The sequence below is a fragment of the Streptomyces mirabilis genome, from assembly GCF_018310535.1.
Classification (GTDB): Bacteria; Actinomycetota; Actinomycetes; order Streptomycetales; family Streptomycetaceae; genus Streptomyces.
In genome coordinates this window covers 4,539,385-4,557,947 of the sequence record NZ_CP074102.1, presented here as the reverse complement: position 1 = coordinate 4,557,947, position 18,563 = coordinate 4,539,385, and the positions used below count along the sequence as shown (strand labels likewise).

The 18,563-nt window shown below is 69.6% G+C and carries 18 protein-coding genes; 6 read left to right on the top strand and 12 right to left on the bottom strand.

What is annotated here, in order from left to right; genetic code table 11:
• Positions 1 to 99 precede the first annotated feature (99 nt).
• Positions 100 to 948, top strand: coding sequence for a nitroreductase/quinone reductase family protein (locus SMIR_RS20200; RefSeq protein WP_168493016.1), 849 nt, complete (start codon positions 100 to 102; stop codon positions 946 to 948).
• 82 nt (positions 949 to 1,030) lie between these two features.
• Here SMIR_RS20200 and SMIR_RS20195 read toward each other — a convergent pair whose 3' ends face one another.
• Together SMIR_RS20195 and SMIR_RS20190 are read right to left on the bottom strand one after the other, a co-directional pair.
• Complete coding sequence (locus tag SMIR_RS20195) at positions 1,031 to 3,166, bottom strand: HelD family protein (protein WP_168493018.1); 2,136 nt, start codon at positions 3,164 to 3,166, stop codon at positions 1,031 to 1,033.
• An 81-nt stretch (positions 3,167 to 3,247) separates the two neighbouring features.
• Positions 3,248 to 3,853, bottom strand: a complete 606-nt coding sequence (locus SMIR_RS20190; protein ID WP_168493020.1) for a TetR family transcriptional regulator — start codon at positions 3,851 to 3,853, stop codon at positions 3,248 to 3,250.
• Between the two features lie 129 nt (positions 3,854 to 3,982).
• Here SMIR_RS20190 and SMIR_RS20185 point away from each other — a divergent pair, with 129 nt between their 5' ends.
• Complete coding sequence (locus SMIR_RS20185) at positions 3,983 to 4,954, top strand: zinc-binding dehydrogenase (RefSeq protein WP_212727205.1); 972 nt, start codon at positions 3,983 to 3,985, stop codon at positions 4,952 to 4,954.
• A 108-nt stretch (positions 4,955 to 5,062) separates the two neighbouring features.
• Here the strand turns inward: SMIR_RS20185 and SMIR_RS20180 are convergent, their stop codons facing one another.
• The 3 genes from SMIR_RS20180 to SMIR_RS20170 all read right to left on the bottom strand — a co-directional run bounded on the left by SMIR_RS20180 (position 5,063) and on the right by SMIR_RS20170 (position 9,346).
• Positions 5,063 to 5,875: a hypothetical protein gene (locus SMIR_RS20180; RefSeq protein WP_248002988.1), complete on the bottom strand. Its 813-nt coding sequence runs from the start codon at positions 5,873 to 5,875 to the stop codon at positions 5,063 to 5,065.
• Between the two features lie 116 nt (positions 5,876 to 5,991).
• Complete coding sequence (locus SMIR_RS20175; protein WP_168501130.1) at positions 5,992 to 8,229, bottom strand: phosphotransferase family protein; 2,238 nt, start codon at positions 8,227 to 8,229, stop codon at positions 5,992 to 5,994.
• Between the two features lie 205 nt (positions 8,230 to 8,434).
• Positions 8,435 to 9,346, bottom strand: a complete 912-nt coding sequence (locus SMIR_RS20170; RefSeq protein ID WP_168493026.1) for a winged helix-turn-helix domain-containing protein — start codon at positions 9,344 to 9,346, stop codon at positions 8,435 to 8,437.
• Between the two features lie 194 nt (positions 9,347 to 9,540).
• On the opposite strand from SMIR_RS20170, the gene SMIR_RS20165 reads away from it, so the two are divergent.
• Complete coding sequence (locus tag SMIR_RS20165; protein ID WP_168493028.1) at positions 9,541 to 9,729, top strand: hypothetical protein; 189 nt, start codon at positions 9,541 to 9,543, stop codon at positions 9,727 to 9,729.
• Between the two features lie 28 nt (positions 9,730 to 9,757).
• On the opposite strand, the gene SMIR_RS20160 is transcribed toward SMIR_RS20165, so the two are convergent.
• Together SMIR_RS20160 and SMIR_RS20155 are read right to left on the bottom strand one after the other, a co-directional pair.
• Positions 9,758 to 10,489: an HAD family hydrolase gene (locus SMIR_RS20160; RefSeq protein WP_422664451.1), complete on the bottom strand. Its 732-nt coding sequence runs from the start codon at positions 10,487 to 10,489 to the stop codon at positions 9,758 to 9,760.
• Positions 10,489 to 11,370 (bottom strand): GntR family transcriptional regulator, encoded by an 882-nt coding sequence (locus SMIR_RS20155; RefSeq protein WP_248002989.1) that lies wholly within the window; start codon positions 11,368 to 11,370, stop codon positions 10,489 to 10,491. Before SMIR_RS20155 ends, SMIR_RS20160 begins: the two co-directional genes overlap by 1 nt.
• Positions 11,371 to 11,584: 214 nt before the next feature.
• Here SMIR_RS20155 and SMIR_RS20150 point away from each other — a divergent pair, with 214 nt between their 5' ends.
• On the top strand, positions 11,585 to 11,773 hold the full coding sequence (locus tag SMIR_RS20150; protein ID WP_101404278.1) for a hypothetical protein: 189 nt from the start codon (positions 11,585 to 11,587) through the stop codon (positions 11,771 to 11,773).
• An 18-nt stretch (positions 11,774 to 11,791) separates the two neighbouring features.
• Here SMIR_RS20150 and SMIR_RS20145 read toward each other — a convergent pair whose 3' ends face one another.
• The gene (locus SMIR_RS20145) at positions 11,792 to 12,700 is read right to left on the bottom strand and encodes a FadR/GntR family transcriptional regulator (protein ID WP_168493032.1); all 909 of its coding nucleotides are present in this window, start codon (positions 12,698 to 12,700) and stop codon (positions 11,792 to 11,794) included.
• Between the two features lie 170 nt (positions 12,701 to 12,870).
• On the opposite strand from SMIR_RS20145, the gene SMIR_RS20140 reads away from it, so the two are divergent.
• Positions 12,871 to 13,056 carry a hypothetical protein gene (locus tag SMIR_RS20140; RefSeq protein ID WP_054232402.1) on the top strand — a complete coding sequence of 62 codons (186 nt, stop codon included), beginning with the start codon at positions 12,871 to 12,873 and terminating at the stop codon, positions 13,054 to 13,056.
• Between the two features lie 210 nt (positions 13,057 to 13,266).
• Here SMIR_RS20140 and SMIR_RS20135 read toward each other — a convergent pair whose 3' ends face one another.
• The 3 genes from SMIR_RS20135 to SMIR_RS20125 all read right to left on the bottom strand — a co-directional run bounded on the left by SMIR_RS20135 (position 13,267) and on the right by SMIR_RS20125 (position 16,910).
• Positions 13,267 to 14,559: a GNAT family N-acetyltransferase gene (locus tag SMIR_RS20135; RefSeq protein WP_168493035.1), complete on the bottom strand. Its 1,293-nt coding sequence runs from the start codon at positions 14,557 to 14,559 to the stop codon at positions 13,267 to 13,269.
• 415 nt (positions 14,560 to 14,974) lie between these two features.
• Complete coding sequence (locus tag SMIR_RS20130; protein WP_168493037.1) at positions 14,975 to 15,952, bottom strand: asparaginase; 978 nt, start codon at positions 15,950 to 15,952, stop codon at positions 14,975 to 14,977.
• A gap of 238 nt (positions 15,953 to 16,190) precedes the next feature.
• A complete protein-coding gene (locus SMIR_RS20125) occupies positions 16,191 to 16,910 on the bottom strand; it encodes an RsiG family protein (RefSeq protein WP_168493039.1) in 720 nt (239 codons plus the stop codon).
• A gap of 236 nt (positions 16,911 to 17,146) precedes the next feature.
• Between SMIR_RS20125 and dtd the strand changes: the two genes are divergently transcribed.
• On the top strand, positions 17,147 to 17,584 hold the full coding sequence (gene dtd / locus SMIR_RS20120; RefSeq protein WP_168493041.1) for a D-aminoacyl-tRNA deacylase: 438 nt from the start codon (positions 17,147 to 17,149) through the stop codon (positions 17,582 to 17,584).
• A gap of 13 nt (positions 17,585 to 17,597) precedes the next feature.
• Here dtd and ygfZ read toward each other — a convergent pair whose 3' ends face one another.
• Positions 17,598 to 18,563 carry a CAF17-like 4Fe-4S cluster assembly/insertion protein YgfZ gene (gene ygfZ / locus SMIR_RS20115; RefSeq protein WP_168493043.1) on the bottom strand — a complete coding sequence of 322 codons (966 nt, stop codon included), beginning with the start codon at positions 18,561 to 18,563 and terminating at the stop codon, positions 17,598 to 17,600.

Below are 18,563 nucleotides of genomic sequence, written 5' to 3'. Positions count from 1 at the left end.
TTCCGGAATTCCGCGCGCTCTCCCGCATTCCCCTACCGCGCTGCTCCCCAAAACGCCACGCGGCAATTCACCCTGCCCGAAAACAAAAGAAAGTGACGCATGCCCAACCCCTTCAATCAGCAAATCATCGACGAGTTCCGCGCCCGCCACGGGAAAGTCGGCGGATATTTCGAGGGAGCCCGGCTCCTTCTGCTCACCACCACCGGCGCCCGCACCGGAACCCCGCACACCACCCCCGTCGGCTACTACCCCGACGGCGGCGACCGCGTCGTCGTGATCGCCTCCGCCGGGGGCGCGCACCGGCACCCGGACTGGTACCGCAACCTCGTCGCCCACCCGCGCGTGCGGATCGAGAGCGGCGTCTTCACCTACGACGCCGAGGCCGTCGTCCTCGAGGGCGCCGAGCGCGACCGGCTCTTCGCCCGCGCGGTGGAGGCCGATCAGGGATGGGCGCAGTACCAGGCGAAGACGGACCGGGTGATCCCCGTCGTCGCGCTCCGCGAGATCCCGCGGGACGGTCCGCCGCACGTCAACGCGGGCTCGACGGGCGAGGCACTGAGGATCATCCACGACGCCTTCCGGCGCGAACTGGCGCTCATCCGCGAGGAGTTCGCCGCCTCGGGCAGTTCCCTCGGCGCCCAGCTCCGGGTCAACTGCCTCTCCCTCTGCCAGGGCCTGCACCGGCACCACGCCGGCGAGGACCTCGGTCTCTTCCGTGTCCTCGCCGACCGCCGCCCCGGCCTCACCCCGGTCCTGGACCGGCTGCGCGTCGAACACGAACGGATCGCGGTGCTGGTCGAGGAGTTGCGCCGGGTGGTCGGCGAGCGATCCGCGGACCCGGCCCACGTACTCCCCCAGGTGGTGCGCCTGACGGAGGAGCTGGAAGCCCATCTCGCCTACGAGGAGGAGCAGTTGATCCCGCTCCTGGAGGCGGCGGCCGCCCCCTGACCCGTTCCTGAGGCCGGCCGGCGGCCCCCGCCGTGGTGGCCGCCGGGTCACACGGCCGGTCCTTGCCCCGGTGGCCGCCGGGTCACCAGGGCAGGGGCCGCGCGTGCACGACCTCCAGCCGTGACACGGCCCGGGTGAGCACCACGTACAGCCGGTGCAGGCCGCGCGCCTCCGCCTCGGCGACGGCCGCCGGTTCGACGGCCACCACATGGTCGTACTCGAGCCCCTTGGCGAGCGTGGCCGGCACCACCGCGACACGTGCGCCCAGTTCCTCGGGCCCCGCGGCCTCGATACCGGCGGCGCGCAGCGCCTCGCGCACCCCCCCGACGTCCGGGTCGGCCGCGATGACGCCGATGGACCCCTCGTGCGCGAGGGCGCCGCGCACCGCGTCGACGGTCGCGGGCAGTAGGTCCCCTGCGTCGGGAACCGCGCGGACCGTCAGCTCCCCGTCCCGGCGCAGTGACCGAGCCGGCGGTACGCGCACGTCGAGCCGAGCCAGCAGCCGGTTGGCGAGCCCGACAACGGCTTCCGGCACCCGGAACCCGATCGTCAGGGGCACCACGGCCGCATCCGGCTTTCCGAGATGCCCGAGCAGCTCACTCCACTCCCGGGTCGCCCACGGTGTCGTGCCCTGCGCGAGATCCCCGAGCACCGTGAGCGATCCGAACGGAGCCCGGCGCGCGATCGCCCGGCACTCCATCGGCGACAGGTCCTGCGCCTCGTCGACGACCACGTGGCCGTAGCCTTCCGGGTGTTCGACGAGCCCGCCGACCTCGTCGAGAAGGACGAGGTCGGCGGCCGACCACGGGGCCGACTTGTACGAGCGGGGCGGCTTGGCCCACAGGATCGCCTTCTGCTCGTCGGCGTCCAGCAGCCCGTCCGCGGCGCCGGCCAGCGCCTCGGCGTCGGTGAGGAGCCGGGCGAGGACCTCCTCGGGCCGCATCCGGGGCCAGACCGCGTCGACGTACGTGCCGACCGGCCGGGACCCGGAGACCTTCCGCGCCCAGGCGTTCGTCTGGGGTCCGGCGCGCCATTCGGCCTGTTCCCGCAGACGGCGCACGGCCCGCGTCCGTACCCGCTCGCGCCCGATGCCGTACGGGGGTTCTTCCGCCCGTACGCCGTCCACGATGCGGTTCAGTTCCTCGGCAGGCACCCGCCACCGGTACGAACCGTCGGGTACGACGAGGGCGTCGGCGTACGTGCCGATGTTCCCGTACAGGGCCCGGCGCAGGACCTCCGCCATCCGTACGTCGTGTTTGACGGCGGCGGCGCGCTCGTCGTCGCGCGTCGTGACGGGGTGGCGGGCGATCTCGTCCCCGAGCGTCGACTGCCGTACGCCGCTCTCGCCGAGGGCGGGCAGCACCTCGGCGATGTACGCGAGGAAGGTGGGGTTGGGGCCGAGGATCAGCAGTCCACCGCGGCGGATGCGCTGGGGGTGGGTGTAGAGGAGGTACGCGGCCCGGTGCAGGCCGACGGCCGTCTTGCCGGTGCCGGGGGCGCCCTGTACGCACACGGACGTGGCGAGGTTTCCGCGGACGAGGTGGTCCTGCTCGGGTTGGATGGTCGCGGCGATGTCCCGCATGGGGCCGACACGGGGGCGCTCGATCTCGCCCGTGAGAATGCGGCTCTCCGGAACCGCGGGGCCTTCATGGTCCCGATCCCGGCGGCCGTCCCCGTCCCGGCGGCCGTCCCCGTCCCGGCGGCCGTCCCCGTCCCGGTGGCCGTCCCGCTCCGGTCGGCCCCCTCCGATGTGTTCGTCCTCCAGACCGGTGAGGTCCGCCGAGTCCCCCTTGCTCCCCGGCGCCCAGCCGAAGCGCCGGCGCACGGCCACACCCTGCGGATCGCGGGCGCTCGCCTGGTAGAAGGCGCGTGAGACGGGGGCGCGCCAGTCGACGACGAGGGGTGGGGCGGTGGGGTGTTCGGTGATGCGCAGGCGGCCGATGTGGTAGCTCTGCCCGGCGTGTTCACCGCCCCCGGGGGCGAAGTCCAGCTTGCCGAAGAACAGCGGGCCTTCGGGGAGTTCGCGCAGATCCCTGGCCTGGCCGCGCAGCTGCCGGCCGAGGACTTCGGCGTCGGCACCGGAGGCGGAGACGTCCTCGCCGGTGACGACCTGCTCCTCGGCGCCGTCGACCATCGCGGCGAGGCCGGCACGGCAGGCGTCGTGGTGGGCGCGTTCATGGGTGAGGGAGCGGGCGAGGGCGGGGTCGGTAGACGTCACTCGACCAAGGATACCGAATAGCGTTACCGAGTAACATTCTTTACTCAGTAGCCCTCTCTGCCGGTCGCTCAACCCCAGGGGTTACGCATAGCGCGGAAGACCCACCCCCAGCTGTGCGAACGCCTCCTCGGCCGCGGCGACCGCGTCGGGGCGCACCTGCTCGACGGCCTCACCGTCGGCGATCCGCCGCCAGTTCTCCAGGGCGAGAACGCGCTGTACGGCGATGATCTGAGCGGCGGCGAGCCGGGCGCCGAGGTCGCCGCCGAGGGCCCCGGCGAGCGCGGCTTCGGACCGCTCCAGGTATCTGAACATCCCGGCGGCCAGGGAGGGCGTCCCGTAGAGGAGGCGGTGATAGGCCAGGACCTGCGGGGCGTCGTTGAGGCCGGTGACGGGATCGCGGCGCTCCAGCCCGTCGAGGAAGTGACGGCGCAGCGCCGTCAACGGGGACGGCCCGCGTGCGGCCACGCGCGCGGATTCGTCCTCGTGATCGGCGAACCGGTGCAGGACCAGATCCTCCTTGGTCGGGAAGTACCGGAAGAGGGTCGGCTTGGAGATCTCGGCGGCGGCGGCCACCTCCGCGACGGACACGGCGTCGAACCCCTTCTCCAGGAAGAGTCCGATCGCGATGTCGGAGACAGCCTGGTACATCCGCTGCTTCTTGCGCTCGCGCAGTCCGATCTCACCCATGCCCCGAGCCTACGCACGCCCCGGCACCTCCTTCGACCCTCCTTGACCCTCCTTGACCTCAACCAGGCTTCAGGTCGAAGACTGTCCGGCGTTCGGCCATACCTCTTTCCGACTTTGAGGAGCGTTCCGATGCGTGCAGTGCAGGTGAAGGAGTTCGGCGGCCCCGAGGTCCTGGTTCCCGTGGAGGTTCCCGATCCGGTTCCGGGGCCGGGGGAGGTCGTGATCGACGTGGCGTACGTGGACACGATCTTCATGGAGACGCAGGTGCGGACGGGGTGGGGCCGGGAATGGTTCCGGGTGACTCCGCCGTACGTCCCCGGGGGTGGCGTGTCCGGTGTTGTCGGCGCCCTGGGGGCCGGCGTTCCCGGTGAGTGGCTGGGGCGCCGGGTCACGTCCTATGTCACGGGCAGCTATGCGGAGCGGGCCGTGGCGGCGGTGGCGGCGCTGACGGTGGTGCCCGACGCCCTGGACCTGCGCAGCGCGGCGGCCCTGGTCCACGACGGCGTCACCGCCACCGGCCTGCTCGAACTGACCGCCGTGGGCCCCACCGACCGCGTACTGGTCCTCGGCGCCTCCGGCGGCATGGGCACGCTGCTGGTCCAACTGGCCCATGAGCGCCAGGCGCGGGTGATCGGTGTGGCCCGCGGAGACGCCAAACTCGACCTGGTACGGGACCTGGGGGCGGACGACGTGGTGGACGCCACCCGGGACGACTGGGTGTCCGCCGCCCGCAAGATGCTCGGCGGGGCCGTGGAGGGGGCGGACATCGTCCTGGACGGTGTGGGCGGCGACCTGGGGGCCGCCGCCCTGCCCTTGACGGCCGACGGCGGCCGGTTCTCCGCCCACGGGGCGGCGTCGGGCGGCTTCTCTTCCCTCGACACGGAGGAGGCCGCCCGCCGGGGGATCCAGCTCTTCGGCATCGCTGACGTCCAGTTCAGCCCCGCCGACCTGCGGCGCTTCACGTCCGACGTCTTTGCCGCGGCCGCGGCGGGGCGGCTGCGGCCGGTGATCGGTGAGGTGTTCCCCCTGGGACGGGCGGCGCAGGCGCACGCGGCTATTGAGGGGCGGGGGTTGGTGGGGAAGGTGGTGCTGGAGGTGTGAGGGGCGGCTCGGAGCGCCATCCCTCAGGCAGCGTCTCGCGGCGCCGTTCCTGTCCTTTCAGACACTCCCCAGGCCTCAGACACGGCTTTGCGTCCCCCTTCATGTCCTTCAGGCCGCCCTCCGCTGCCGCCAGTACGGCCGCGCCGCCAGATTCCACAGATCGTCGAGATGTTTGTTCCATGTGGCGACGACGGTCTTGGAGTCCTCGCTTCCCTCCCGGGACCAGACGTTGAGGTCGGTGCGGTAACCCTTGGGGTCGTAGAACTCCGGGTCCGAACTGCGCTGCACGGTCCGGGCGGCCACGTCGTAGAGGCCGTGCAGTACCTGTTCCCGGTTGAAGATGCAGATCTTGTCCCTCGGTATGCCGGGGTAGAGGCGGTACTCGCACTCCGCCGTGACCCGTCCCGCCGTAGTGAGGCGCTCCGCGATACCCGACAGGGTCTGGTCGTACTCTTGGCACTTCAGTTCGAGGCGCTTTCGGTAGTCCGGATCGTCCACCGGCGTCACACCGTCCTCCGCGACTCTCGAGGGGACGATCATCGGCTGCCCGAAATCCGGGATCAGCACCCTCACGGAAACGTGCCTGGTCGGTCCGGGATCGTCGAGGAGTTCCTCCAAGCGGTGATAGAGCTCGTTGTAGAGCGTCTCTCCGGTGTAGCCCAGAAACCTGATCTCCACCGTTCGGGCGCGGAACGCCTCGCTGACGAAGCTTCCCAACTCACGCGAGGCGACCTGCGCGCGCGCAGGAAGCCGAAGGGACGCGGCCAAGTCCTTCACCGTGTCGTACAGCACGTACCCCACCAGGCTGAGCAGCGCGCCACCGAGATACGCCTTGTCCTGCAGGGCGTCTCCGACCGGCTTCACGAACTGGGCGGTCACTTCGGTGACGAAGATGGTCATCAGCAAGATACGTGTGAACATCGGCTCGTACCGCGTCTGAAAACGCTTCAGCCGCTCGCCCATGCCGTTTTCGGGCGCCCTGCTCGACCCACCGGACATCCGCAGTCCCCTCCCCCATGCCGAAGCCCGGCGGCAGGTCAGAAATCCGCGGAGACCCCAGCTGTCCGTTGGCCTCCATGGTCTCCGTGCGGCAGCGCACGGGCAAGATAAGGGTTCGCCGTCATTTTGCCCGGAAGTCCCAGCGCCGCCGTGGCTTCGGCCAGGGTCATGGCATAGGTGTCCACGGCGCGACGGACGTTGGGGGCGTCCAGACTGTCGCCGGTCACGAGGCGGTCGAGGTCCACGTAGGCCGAGCGGACGACTTCCATCCACCGGTAGACACGCCAGTCCTCACGCCAGCCCTTCGTGCAGTCCTCGGGCAACAGACGGGCCCAGCGGGAGAAGAGGCGCTCACGGATCTCTGGACGCGTGGGCGTGAGATGCATGTGACGGACCAGGTCGTACAGCGGGTCACCGACGATCGCCATCTCCCAGTCGATGAGGACCAGACCGCCCTCCTCCCGACGCACGAGGTTCCACGGGTTCAGATCGCCGTGCAGAAGCACGGGCCGGCGCGGGACCAGGGTGTGACGGTCGAGGATCTCGCCGAGACGGTAGCCGATGGGTAGGCCGAGTTCTCGTGTCAGGTCTCTGGTCGACTTGGGAAGACCGTTCACCATGCGGACCAGCTCGTCGCGGAGTTCCCGGTAGAAATTCAAGCCCTTCATCTCGGGATCCAGCACTTCGCAGTCGACGTAGGTCAGCTCCCGAAGCTGATCCACGAGATCGTCTGCCTCGTACGGGCGGAGGCCGTCCGCGGGGTGATCCGGTGGCCTGTACCCGTCCGCCGGTCCTTCGTAGGAGTGGATGGTGAACTGCTCCTTCAGGCCGCTGATACCCAGGGCCAACACCCGCGGAGCACGTACGGAAACGTTTGACCGCTCGATGGCTGCCAGCACGGCGTGCTCATTGAGGAAGCGGCGCTCCCGGGTATTCGCCGAGCCGACCTTTCTGCGAACCATGACGGGAAACGGCACTTCCGGTACGCGTACCGCCGTATTGAGATGGGCCGTTCCCTTGAACACGCGGTCGGCGGAGGCAGTCCCTTCCTCGAACAGCGCCCTGCTCACCGCTGTCGAGGGGAACTGCGGATGTGGGGGGACCCGAAGGTCACGTGTCCATAGGACATCGGAGACCGGCCTGCCCCCTTTGTGTCGACCCCCGTGGGACTCGTGCCACCGGAAGAGGATGCGCTCGATCTCGGCTTCGTCCGGCACGCTCATCAGCCGCAAAGGCTCTTCGGCAGCCACCAGGGCCCGGCGTACCGCCCGGGTCGCGGCCTGCAGCTCCTGCTGGTCGGTGGAATCACCGAGCGACGTGGCGGCCCTTATCACATCGGGGTAGACCGATTGGGCACGCTCGAAGGCGACGTAGCGCTTGAGGTCGCGGTCGAGACCCTGCACGGCCTTGGGCCGCCGTCGCCCCATGACCTCGCGCCAAGACTCGATCACCTCGGGCCACTGGCGCGCGGGGTACTGCATCCGCACCAGGTGCGTGGCGAGGTCGTGCAGCGGATCGCCGTAGGTCGCCAGTTCCCAGTCGACACAGATCAGGGGCGGGTCGCCGTCGTAGGAGACGATCACGTTGTCCCGGTGCAGATCGGTGTGGAGCAGGCTGAAGGGGCGGCTGATGAGCGCCGGAACCCGTTCCGCGAACCGCACCATCGCGTCTTCGGGGATGCCCAGCATCGCGAACAGTCCGCCGAAATCCGCCCAGTTGCGTCGGCGGATCTGTTCCTCCGCCGCCCATGCCAACGCCTGCAGAAAGGCCCTGCTGTCCCGGCTGGAGTGCGGCCAGGACGCCGGCAGCGGAGGAAGGTGCTGCCGGCGCACATGCGTCAGATTGGCGAGGAGATCCGCAAGGGCGACGATCAGCCCGGAGTCCACCGGCTTGCCGTTGGGGCAGACGCGCGACAGCGGGACGCCCTCGACGTAGCTGAGGATGGTCACGTCACCACGCTTGACCAGGCACCGTGGAACGTGCGGCAGCACGTCCCAGATCGTGTTGAGGATTTCGGCCTCGTCCTGCCAGGTCCTGATGACCACGGGCAGCGCCGAGGGAATCCGTTCCCGCACCGTCACCGCTGCCCCGTCGTCGCACCCGACCAACCGGGTGTCGTCCCCCGCAAGCGGCCTCACCATGTAATTCAGGTTGTGGTGCCCACGGCCGAACTCTCCGAACGCCTTGGCATAACGGACGAAGCCTCGGTACGCCGTGTCCGCCGCCTCCTCCAAGGCCGGCCGGCCGGGCGGGCGGGGCATCGGCGGACCGCCCATGCCGGGCATCGATGAAACGCCCACGGGTCACTCCTGAATAACTGTGCGTCGTCGCCGATTTTCATGCATCGCGACTGGGTCAGCACACCTTAGTGCCCACCCGTTGGCACGGCTGAGCCGTCTGCGAAATCGGCGCCTACTTGAGAAAGAGTTGTACCTCTCAGGAACGTCACGCCGTTGGAAACTCGGTCGACTCCGCGTCGCCTCAGTCCTCCACCGCGAGGAATTCCCAGCAGGAGTCGAACCAGCCCTGCATGCTCTCCATGAACACAGACCCGGAGGAGTCCGGATCGCCCTCGTCGTTGACGTGACGGGTCAGGGTCGATCCCAGACCGAGCACGTCAAGGGCATCGACCTCGGTCTCGTCCTCCAAGAGGATCGAGCGCTCGATCACCTCGTACGGCCCGAACAGTGCCTCCGCCTCGGGGCGCAAGTACAGCTTGAACGCCGGAGCCAGCGGCACATGGCGGACCTCCATGCGCACGAAGGGCACCAGCCCCTCCGTCTTGAGGTCCCGCAGCGCCGAGCGCAACGAGATGGTGTGCCGTCGGGCAATGGCGCGCAGTCGCTCTTGCAGCTGCTCGTTCAACCAGGCCAGTTGCCCTGGCTCCCTCTCTTCCTCACTCGCGCGGGTCTTCGCTCGGGGATACGGCAGTTCGAGTGATGCATCGGGCAGCAGCATCCGCAGCTCGATGCGCTCAGGGCTGAGCTCCCTGAGGCGGATGCGCTCCGACTGCAGTCGGATGTGGGCGTCCAGGGACTCTGACGTGAGGGTGAACACGTCCAGCCGTACGGTCGGCTGGGCGAAGGCCCGTGCGATGAAGGTACCCAGAGTCGCGCGCACCCGGGGCGCTTCCTGCTTCGGGTTCTCCAGATGGGTTGGACTCTTCACCACCCGCGATCCGCTGCCCTGACGGGACTTGATCCAGCCTTCGTTGTTCAGCTCCCGCAGTACACGCTGCACGGTGTCGCGGGAGACCCCGAGCTCCTCGGCGAGCTCACGCTGCGCGGGCAGGTGGGACTCGATCGCGTACGTGCCGTCGGCGATACGGGTTCGCAACGTCTCCAGGATGCGCTGGAACTCCGTGCCGCCTCCCTCGCCGCGTTCTCCGCTCACATCGCGACCGTACCTCGCCCGCCCCGTGGGCAAACCCGCTTCCCCTCACCCGAGTGACCGGATTGGAAGGTTGGCAGGGCTGGAAGTTGACTGGCCGTTAAGGGATCAACCAGACCGGGCACATCCAATTCGAGACAACCAGTCCAATTGGACGACTAGTTGACGGATTTATTGAAGTGGACGGGGTGGGACACGTGATCTTCTTTCAGCTGGTGTGCATGGGAGTCGAGCTCGGGGTGACACAGCTGGTGCGGATGGAGATCGGGCTCGTGGGTGTGGTTCTGCTGGCCCTCCTTCTGGTGGGCGTCCGAGCAGGGCACCCGCGCCTGGCCTGGTGGTCAGCAGCCCTCTTCTTCCTGCTGACCCTTCAGATCCAGGCCTGACGCCTCCAGGCCCGCCGGCGCTTCAGGCCTACCCCCGAAGCACCCTCAGCACCGGTTCCAGTGAGCTCACCACGTCCTCGGCGCCCGCTTCGCGCAGGAGCTTCTCCTTGTAGGCGGTGCGGGCGTAGCCGAGGAAGGGGACGCCGGCCTGGCGGGCGGCCTCGTAGTCCGAGGGGGCGTCACCGATCATCAGGGCAGCGGCGGGGGCGGCGCCCAGGGCGTTCAGGGCGCGGTTGAGGCAGTGCGGGTCCGGTTTGAGGTGGTGCAGATCCTGGCCCCGGCCGTAGATGTTGGGGGCGAAGCAGCTGGTGAGATCCCGGCTCGCGAGGTAACTCGTGGCCGTGCGGGCCGAGTTGTTGGTCGCTATGGCCAGCCGTGCGCCGACCGCGCTCCAGGTCCGGATCAGCGGGTCCGCGTACGCGGTGGGCCAGGCGGACGGCACCGCCTTGAGTTCCTGCTGGGTGAGGCGTTCCTCCAGCTCGCTCACCAGATCGCTGTGCGGATGGCGGCGGTGGACGGCGTAGAGGACGACCATCGGGTCCGGGTGGACCTGTTCCTCCTCGGTGAGCAGTCCCCGCAGCCCCTGTCGCTCCAGCCACTCCACCAGGTCCTTCGCCACGTCCTCCGCGGAGTGCCCCGCGAACAGCCGACAGATCGGCCCGTCGAAGTCGAAGAGCACAAAGCGAGCGCGTTCGATCACTTCCCGCAAGTTATCGGTCTCTGCTGCCACAGGTTCAGTCTGCGCCGTATCAGAAGTCACTAGGAGAGTGTCAGGTCCGTGGTGATGGTTTCCCAGAGGGCGTCGAACCACTTCTGGGATTGGTCCACGAACGCGGCGTCCCGCTGACCGGTCCGCTTCTCGAAGGAGAAGAGGAGGGACTCCGAGCCCACGGCGTCGTACATGTCCAGCATTCCGTCGGCCACCTCCTCCTCGCGCCGCATGACCATGTAGTAGGCGATTAAGGCCTCGACGCCGTTGAGCAGGTACAGCTTCACGGGCGGGGTGAAGGGCAGGGCCCTGAACGCCACGCGTACGTCGATGCCGTGCGAGGAGCGCAGGGCGCGCAGGTTGTGCTGGAGGACGTGGACCTGGGCGTTGCGCTGGGCGAGCCAGCGCTCGTGGACCGGGTCGTCGTCACCGCGGCCGTCGACGGGGACCGGGAAGGCGAGATTGATGTCCCGGGACGGCAGCAGGATACGGACGTCGATCGACTCCGGGAGGATGCGGCCCTCGTGGATCTGGCGGACGGGTTCGCCGAGCGCCAGCATCAGAGTCTCGGCGGTCAGGCAGGCGGCGTCGACCCGGACGTGCGGCGCGGAGAACGCGTCCGCCAGCCGGGGAGCCAGTCCGACCATCGTCGTCTGCGGCTCGTTCCGGGCCGAGGCCGGCGGCTCCGCGATCCGTGGGGGGCTGCCCTTGCTGACGTTGCTCAGCAGTCCGTCGTCCTGGAGCGCGCGCAGGGCCTGGCGGACGGTGCCCCGCTCGACACCGAACTCCTCTGCCAACTCGGCCTGAGTTGGCAGACGGTCGCCCGCCTTGAGCTCACCGGCCCGGATCCGATCCCGCAGGGCGTCGGCGATCTCCTGGGGCGAGAGCCTTCTGCTGCCGTTCACTGCAACGTTCTCCTGGGTCACGACCAAACGCTACAACTCTCGCCCATCTACGGGGAGTTGTTTGAAAGTTGTTTATGGCTAGCAGCCAAGTGGGGACAACTTAATCAGAGTTGGTCACCAACTTGGCCAAGTTGGCGGAAGTTTTGCCTCCCCCACCCGAGTCCGTCACCGACTCACCCGGCCTCACCATCGCACACCCCAGAGGAACCACCACGCCACAGTAGAAGCAGGAGAACCGCCCATGCCCGCCATCGCCCTTCTCTCCGCCCTCTTCGTCGTCGGCTTCGACCAGTTCGTGCAGTGGCAGTACGGCACGACAGGCGTCATCGGCCTGCTGCTCCTCACCGTCGGCATCAAGGCGAAGAGCCCCACCTGCAGCTCCATCGGCGCGGTCGTCCTCGCCCTGATGGTCGCGGGTCCTGCCCTGTGACGTGCAGGGGAGAGTCGGTCAGCTCGAGAGCAGCAGCTTCGAGCTGATGGTCTCCCACAGCGCGTTGAACCAGAGGTGGGACTGCTCCACGAACGTGGTGTCCCGCAGCCCGGTCCCCTGCGCGAAGGGGAACAGCATGGACTGGGTGCCCTGGACGTCGTACATCTCCAGGTACTCGTGGTCCACTTCCTCCTCGCGCCTGGTCAGCGTGTAGTACGCGAAGAGTGCCTCGACCCCGTTGAGCAGGTACAACTTCACCGGCGGGGTGAAGGGGAGCGCGCGGAAGGTGACGTTGACGTCGATGCCGTGCGTGGCGCGCAGGGCGAGCAGGTTGTGGCGCAGCACCTGGCCCTGGGCGTTTCGGTTGGTCAGCCAGCTGCGCTGGAGCCGGCCGGCCGCCGAGGCGTCCACCGGCGCGGGAAAGGCGAGGTCGATGTCACTGCTGGGAAGCAGCACGCGGACGTCCACCCTGGCCGGTTTTATTCGGCCCGCGTGAATTTGCCGGAGGGGTTCGCCCATGGCAAGGGTGAGCGATATCGACGTCAGGCACAGCGCGTCGATCTCCACGTGCGGGGCTTCGAAGGCGGCCGTGATCCGGCCACCGAGTGCCACCGTGGTGGGCTGCGGCGAGGCTTCCGGGCCGGTCAGAGCCCGTTCCAGGGTGTCGGCGACAGTCGCCGGGCTCCCTTTGGACACATTGACGAGCAGATGTTCCGACTGCAGGATGCGCAGCGCCTGCCGGACCGCCCCGCGCTCGACACCGAACTCGTCGGCCAGCTTGGCCTGCGTGGGCATGCGCTGCCCCGGCCGCAGACGGCCGGACCTGATCCGGCTGCGCAGCTCGTCGGCCACCTCGCGGTGTGACCTCTGTGGCCGTGGTGACCTGTTCCGTCCATTGACGGAGGCGTGTTCCGGTTCCACGACCAAACACTACAACTTCGCGCCATCTTTGGGCAGTTGCGGGATAGGTGGTTATGAGTCGACCCAACGCGGAGATAACTACCAGTGAGTTGGTTGCCAACTTACACAACATGGTCACACTTCCCGAGGGTTGGCCGCCACAGTCGTCCTCCCCAGGACCCCAAGGAGGGAACGTCATGCCGCTCATCGCCCTCGCCGTCGCCGCCCTCGCCATCGGATTCGAGCAACTCATCCAGTGGAAGTACGGGCCGCTGGGCATCATCGCGTTCGTCGCGCTGTCCGTCGGCCTCAAGGCCAAGAACACCACCATCAGCGGCATCGGAGCCGTCCTGCTCGTGATGCTGCTCGCCCAGTCCGGCTGATCGGACGCCGTCCGGCAGTCCGGCTGACCGGGCTCCCCTCCGGAGGGGAGCCGGGAGCTCGGTCAGTCCGTACCGCACCACCGCACCACCGCACGGCTACGGATGCAGTGCACCACCACGCACCGACGGAACCGGAAGGAGCACCCGCAGCACACCGCGCACCACCACACCAGCCGTACAGGCCACACCATTCGGAAATCGGAATCGGAATCAGAAGATGTCCGGGCACCACGGTCGCCTGGACGTGCGGAGCAGGGCGTCGGCGAAGACGGCGGCGCCCTCTCGTTCTTCCCGCACCCGCCCGAGCGCTGCGAGCCGCACCGCCGACTCGTCGCCCAACCACAGGGCCGCCAACTCACCCACGTTCAGGGTGAGATCGGCGGTCGTCGTGGTCGGTGCGCAGGTCGCCCCGTCGGGCCCGGCCTCCAGGCGGTAGCGCCCGGCGGAGAGTCCGTCCCCGTCGGTGACGTCCAGGACCAAGGTCCCGGCCCCCGCGTACGTACGCGCCTCCAGAGCCCGTACGACGTCCAGGATCCGCACCCACAGCCAGTCCGCCTGGGTCGTGATACGGGCGGCGCGCGGATCGGGGAGGAAGTGCGGGAGCAGGTCGTCGGGAGCACGCCAGCCTGTCTTGACGTGGGCGATCCAGTCGATCGAGCAGAGGTACTGCCACAGGGCGCGTTCGGCCGCCGGGGTCACCGTGATCAGCCAGTTCACTTCCGCCGTGTTCAGCGGTTGCTTGACGTCGCCCCAGTTGTCGTCCGACTCGTACGAGACCAGGCCTTCGACCTCGCCGGTCGCCGAGCGGTACACGGCGTAGAAGGGTTCCTTCCAGGAGTCGTCGCTCAGGCTCAGTACGCCGGTGTTGATCTGCCACCAGCGCTCGTCGCGGTCGACCGTGCCCGGCTGGGTGCGACGGAGGCGGTCGTGCAGGTCCGGGCCGAGCCTGCGTACGTCCTCGCCGTCCACCAGGTGGATTCGGGCGCCGTCGGGCGGGCCCGACCAGCGGGGGTCCAGGCCCGACCTGGAGACGTCGATGGTCCACTCGGTGGCGGTGGTGGCCTGGCCGAAGCCGTACCGCCCGTAGATCGGGTACTCCGCGGCGATGAGGGTGGCGACCACGTCGCCGCGGTCCTTCGCCGCGGTGAGGTCGGTGGCCATCATGCGAGTGAGGAGGCCTCGGCGGCGGTGGGTGGGGGTGACGGAGACGTTGGTGATGGCGTCGGCGGGGACGGGGGTGCCGCCGACGGTGGTGAGCTGCTGCGGGAACGATCGGAAGGTGGCGACGATGGGGGTCCCCCCGCTCGAGCGAAGTCGAGAGTGGGGGAGGTTGGTGTCGAATGCGCCGAGGGTTCGCTGCGGGAGGATGATCGAACCGCGGTTGGTGATCTCCTGGTCCGATACGACCGGGGAGCGTAGGAACCCCGTGTTCAGCGCACGGATCCAGGCCGGGATCTCGGTCTCTGTGATCGTTCGTACGTCGATTTCTTCGCGACGGCTCATGGGTTCACGCTAGGGCGCCGCGCACGCCCCCGTCGCACCGTTTTCGCCCCCGCCGCCCCTACCCGTCCCATCCCCGGGGCTCCGCCCCGGACCCCGTAAGCCGTCCTTTCGACTGCGGGTGAGTGGGGCTGATCGCGTCGACTGCGGGTGAGTGGGGCTGATCGCGCAGTTCCCCGCGCCCCTAAGGGGCGCTGCGCGCATCTTCAGCCCGTCCGGCGTTTGAGGACGAGCCCTTCGGGCGATGCGGGGTCCGGGGCGCAGCGATGCGGGGCCAGGGGGCGGCAGCCCCCGGTGGGGTGCAGGGGCAAAGCCCCGCGGGGGGCGGGGGCGAAGCCCCCGGCTGGGTCGAAGGGGCGAAGCCCCTGGGATGGGTCGGGTAGGGGCGGCGGGGGCGAGGAACGTTTGGGGGCCGGGCCTAGAACACCGCTCGGATCTCGCCCACCTCAACGCCTCCGCCCGTCAGGGGAGCGTGGCCGATTTTGGAGAGGATCGGGGATTGCGTGCCCAGGAGGGACAGGGCGCGGGCGAGGACGGGGCCGAGCGCTCGGGTGGCACCGTCGTCGATCTTGAAGGCGAGGGCCCTGCCGTCGGGGAGGGCCACCGCCTGGACGGCCTCCGCGCCCATCTTGGAGAGGGCACCGGGTATCTCGCGCATGAGCCAGGTGTCGGGACGGCGCGTCCCGGCGACGTACTCGGGGTGGGCACGCATGGCGTCGGCGACACGACGTTCGGCGGAGCCGGGGACGGCGAGGACGAAGGAACGGAAGGCTCGGGCAAGGCCTGTGAGGCTGATCGCCATCAGCGGCGCACCGCAGCCGTCCGTACCGACCGCCGCCACCGACTCCCCCGCCGCCTCCTCGACCACCGTGTGGATGAGCTGCTGGAGTGGATGCCCGGGGTCCAGGTAGGAGTCCAGGGGCCAGCCTCGCAGCGCGCACACCGCGAGCATCGCCGCGTGCTTGCCGGAGCAGTTCATGGTGACCCGATCACGGACCGCGCCTCCGGCGAGATACGTCTCCGCCTCCGCCGGGTCCAGCGGCAGATCCGGCGGGCACTGCAACTGCCCGGCGTCCAGCCCGTGCTCGGTCAGCATCTTCTGGACGAGATCACGGTGGAAGGCCTCCCCGGAGTGGCTGGCGGCGGCGAGAGCCAGCCGTTCGCCGGCCAGATCCAGCCCCGCCCGCAGCACACCCGCCGCCTGCATCGGCTTGTTCGACGAGCGCGGGAAGACCGGCGCGGTCACCTCGCCCAACGCCAGCTCGACCGACCCGTCCGCGCCCAGCAGCACCAGGCTGCCCCGATGACGCCCCTCGACGAATCCCGAACGGACGACCTCGGCGAGAACAGGCGGTATGAAGGGGTCTGCGGGGACGGCAGGAGCGGCGGCGGACATCGGCGGTGGCCTTCCATGACAGGGACCCGCCCGGTGATCGAACCGAGGCGCCGTACGGGAGGTCCCCCGATGGCGTATCCCCGGCCGAGCCCCACGACCGCGGCCCGGGCCGTTCCCGGGCGCGGCCGCCGCGACCGCGGAACCGGGCGGAGCCGTGGGGCCCGGCCCCGGATGTCCCGGACCGCCGGCGCCGCCGCAGCCGTCGCACGTGCCCCCGGGATCGCCGGGGGCCACCGCGTCACATGAGCAGGTCGTCTACTTGTGCTTCCCCATCACGGTACCTGCGGGCGATCTCGGCGCTGCAATCGTCGGCGGTCCGCTGCAGATGCTGACGCCGCCGGGAGACCTGCTGCTCGTAGCGCACGAGCCGTCCCATCCCCGCGCCGAGCTCGTCGTCCGTACGTGCTTCCAGGTCCGACAGCTGCACCTCGGCGAGCATGTCCGCGGCCAGCCGCCGGTACTCCTCGCCGTACGGTGTGCCCACTGTCACATGGCGGGCCGACGAACGGTGCCGGGCGGGCGCGTCCGTCAGGATCTCCGCGAGCCGGTCGACGACCGACGCCCCGCCGGAACCGGAACCCGCCCCCCTCCCTACGGCCGGGCGCAGACCCGGACTCGTTCCCAGGCCCGAGACCAGCGGCGAGCCCGACGTCGCGGAGGGCGCCCGCAGTCCCCCGCGGCGCGCCAGCTCGGCCCGCAGGATGTCGATGCGTCCCTGGAGCAGCCGCCGCACATAGCTGAGGTCGGCCTCGTCGCGCTGCGCGTCGCGCCGCAGGGTCCGCAGTTCGGGCAGCCGCAGCAGGGGCAGTTCGGGCGCGGGCGGGTCCGGGTGCAGCGGACTGTCGGTGCGCTGCACGGGAGGACGATGAACCCCCGTACGACCGCCCCCCGCCCGCGGACTCGTACGGGTCAACGACACAGTCCCGGGCGGCTGCTGCCCGGTACTCGGTGTGCTCATGTGCCTCTACCGTCCCCTCGACCGGCGCGGTCCACCCCACGGTTGCACCGCAACACACGCATCGTGCCACCCCAAGTGGCCGCTATGTGACCGAGTGCCCCCGATCGGCCCCAGATGGGGGGGTAAGGAGCAAAAAGAAACCCCCAAAGGACCCCTCGAAAGAGGTCCGGGGATCACGCGCGAAGGCATTCAGCCCCGTGAGGGGGGGCTCCTCCCCGCACGGCATGATGGTTCCCATGCGTGCGGTGGTGCAGAGGGTGGACGGCGCGAGCGTCGTCGTGAACGGGGAACACGGTCCGGAGACGGTCGGAGCGATCGACGGCGAAGGGCTGTGCGTCCTCGTCGGTGTCACGCACGACGACACCAAGGAGAAGGCGGCCCAACTCGCCCGCAAACTCTGGTCCATCCGGATGCTGGCGGACGAGAAGTCGTGCTCCGACATCGATGCGCCGCTGCTCGTCATCAGCCAGTTCACCCTGTACGGCGACGCCCGCAAGGGCCGCCGCCCCACCTGGAACGCGGCCGCCCCCGGCGATGTCGCCGAACCCCTCGTCGACGAGGTCGTGGCCCAGCTCCGCGCGCTGGGCGCCACGGTGGCGACGGGCCGGTTCGGCGCGCACATGCGCGTCTCGCTGACGAACGACGGCCCGTTCACCGTGCTCCTGGAGATGTGACCGGTCAAAGGCCCTACGGCTCGACCACGACCTCCTGCGCCGCCGCCGTCGTGTCCGCCAGCAGCCGCGCGTCCAGCGGCACGTTCCGCTTCACCAGGCCGAGCGCGATCGGGCCGAGCTCGTGGTGGCGTACGGAGGTGGTGATGAAGCCGATCTTCCGGCCGTCGGGGCCGTCGTCCGCGAGGCGGAGCTCGGCGCCGTGCGGCGGCAGATGGACCTCGCTGCCGTCCAGGTGCAGGAAGACGAGCCGGCGCGGGGGCTTGCCCAGGTTCTGTACGCGGGCGACGGTCTCCTGGCCCCGGTAGCAGCCCTTCTGGAGGTGCACCGCGGTGCCGATCCAGCCCAGCTCGTGCGGGATCGTGCGGTGGTCGGTCTCGAAACCGAGCCGCGGGCGGTGGTGTTCGACGCGCAGCGCCTCGTAGGCCAGCAGCCCGGCCGGCGGACCGGCCTTCTCGGCGTAGGACTCCAGGTCCGTACGCGGCAGGAAGAGATCACGCCCGTACGGCGTCTCGCGTACGACCGCGCCCTCGGGGACCTCGGCGATCGAACCGGCCGGCAGGTACACGACCGCGAAGTCGTCCGTGCGGTCGGCGGTCTCGACGCGGTAGAAGAACTTCATCGACTCCAGGTACGCCAGCAGCGCGTCCTGGGTGCCGGGTTCCACGTGGGCCCAGGTGGTGGTGCCGTCGTCGACGAGGTACAGCGCGTGCTCGATGTGGCCGTGCGCGGAGAGGATCAGCGCCTCGGTGGCGCGGCCCGCCGGGAGGTCCGTGACGTGCTGGGTGAGCAGCAGGTGCAGCCAGCTCAGCCGGTCCTCACCGGTGACGGCGACGACACCGCGGTGCGAGAGGTCCACGAAGCCGGTGCCGTCGGCGAGGGCGCGCTGCTCGCGGAACAGGTCACCGTAATGGGCTGCGACCTGTTCATCCACGCCTTCGGCGGGGACGGCGCCGGGCAGGGACAGGAGAGGGCTCTTCAT

Bases quoted from the DNA above. Each gene is read 5' to 3' on its own strand.
- SMIR_RS20200 (WP_168493016.1), top strand. From the start codon at position 100: ATGCCCAACCCCTTCAATCAGCAAATCATCGACGAGTTCCGCGCCCGC.
- SMIR_RS20190 (WP_168493020.1), bottom strand. From the start codon at position 3,853: ATGGGTGAGATCGGACTGCGCGAGCGCAAGAAGCAGCGGATGTACCAG.
- SMIR_RS20185 (WP_212727205.1), top strand. From the start codon at position 3,983: ATGCGTGCAGTGCAGGTGAAGGAGTTCGGCGGCCCCGAGGTCCTGGTT.
- SMIR_RS20180 (WP_248002988.1), bottom strand. From the start codon at position 5,875: ATGTTCACACGTATCTTGCTGATGACCATCTTCGTCACCGAAGTGACC.
- SMIR_RS20175 (WP_168501130.1), bottom strand. From the start codon at position 8,229: ATGGGCGGTCCGCCGATGCCCCGCCCGCCCGGCCGGCCGGCCTTGGAG.
- SMIR_RS20150 (WP_101404278.1), top strand. From the start codon at position 11,585: ATGCCCGCCATCGCCCTTCTCTCCGCCCTCTTCGTCGTCGGCTTCGAC.
- SMIR_RS20140 (WP_054232402.1), top strand. From the start codon at position 12,871: ATGCCGCTCATCGCCCTCGCCGTCGCCGCCCTCGCCATCGGATTCGAG.
- SMIR_RS20135 (WP_168493035.1), bottom strand. From the start codon at position 14,559: ATGAGCCGTCGCGAAGAAATCGACGTACGAACGATCACAGAGACCGAG.
- SMIR_RS20130 (WP_168493037.1), bottom strand. From the start codon at position 15,952: ATGTCCGCCGCCGCTCCTGCCGTCCCCGCAGACCCCTTCATACCGCCT.
- SMIR_RS20125 (WP_168493039.1), bottom strand. From the start codon at position 16,910: ATGAGCACACCGAGTACCGGGCAGCAGCCGCCCGGGACTGTGTCGTTG.
- dtd (WP_168493041.1), top strand. From the start codon at position 17,147: ATGCGTGCGGTGGTGCAGAGGGTGGACGGCGCGAGCGTCGTCGTGAAC.
- ygfZ (WP_168493043.1), bottom strand. From the start codon at position 18,563: ATGAAGAGCCCTCTCCTGTCCCTGCCCGGCGCCGTCCCCGCCGAAGGC.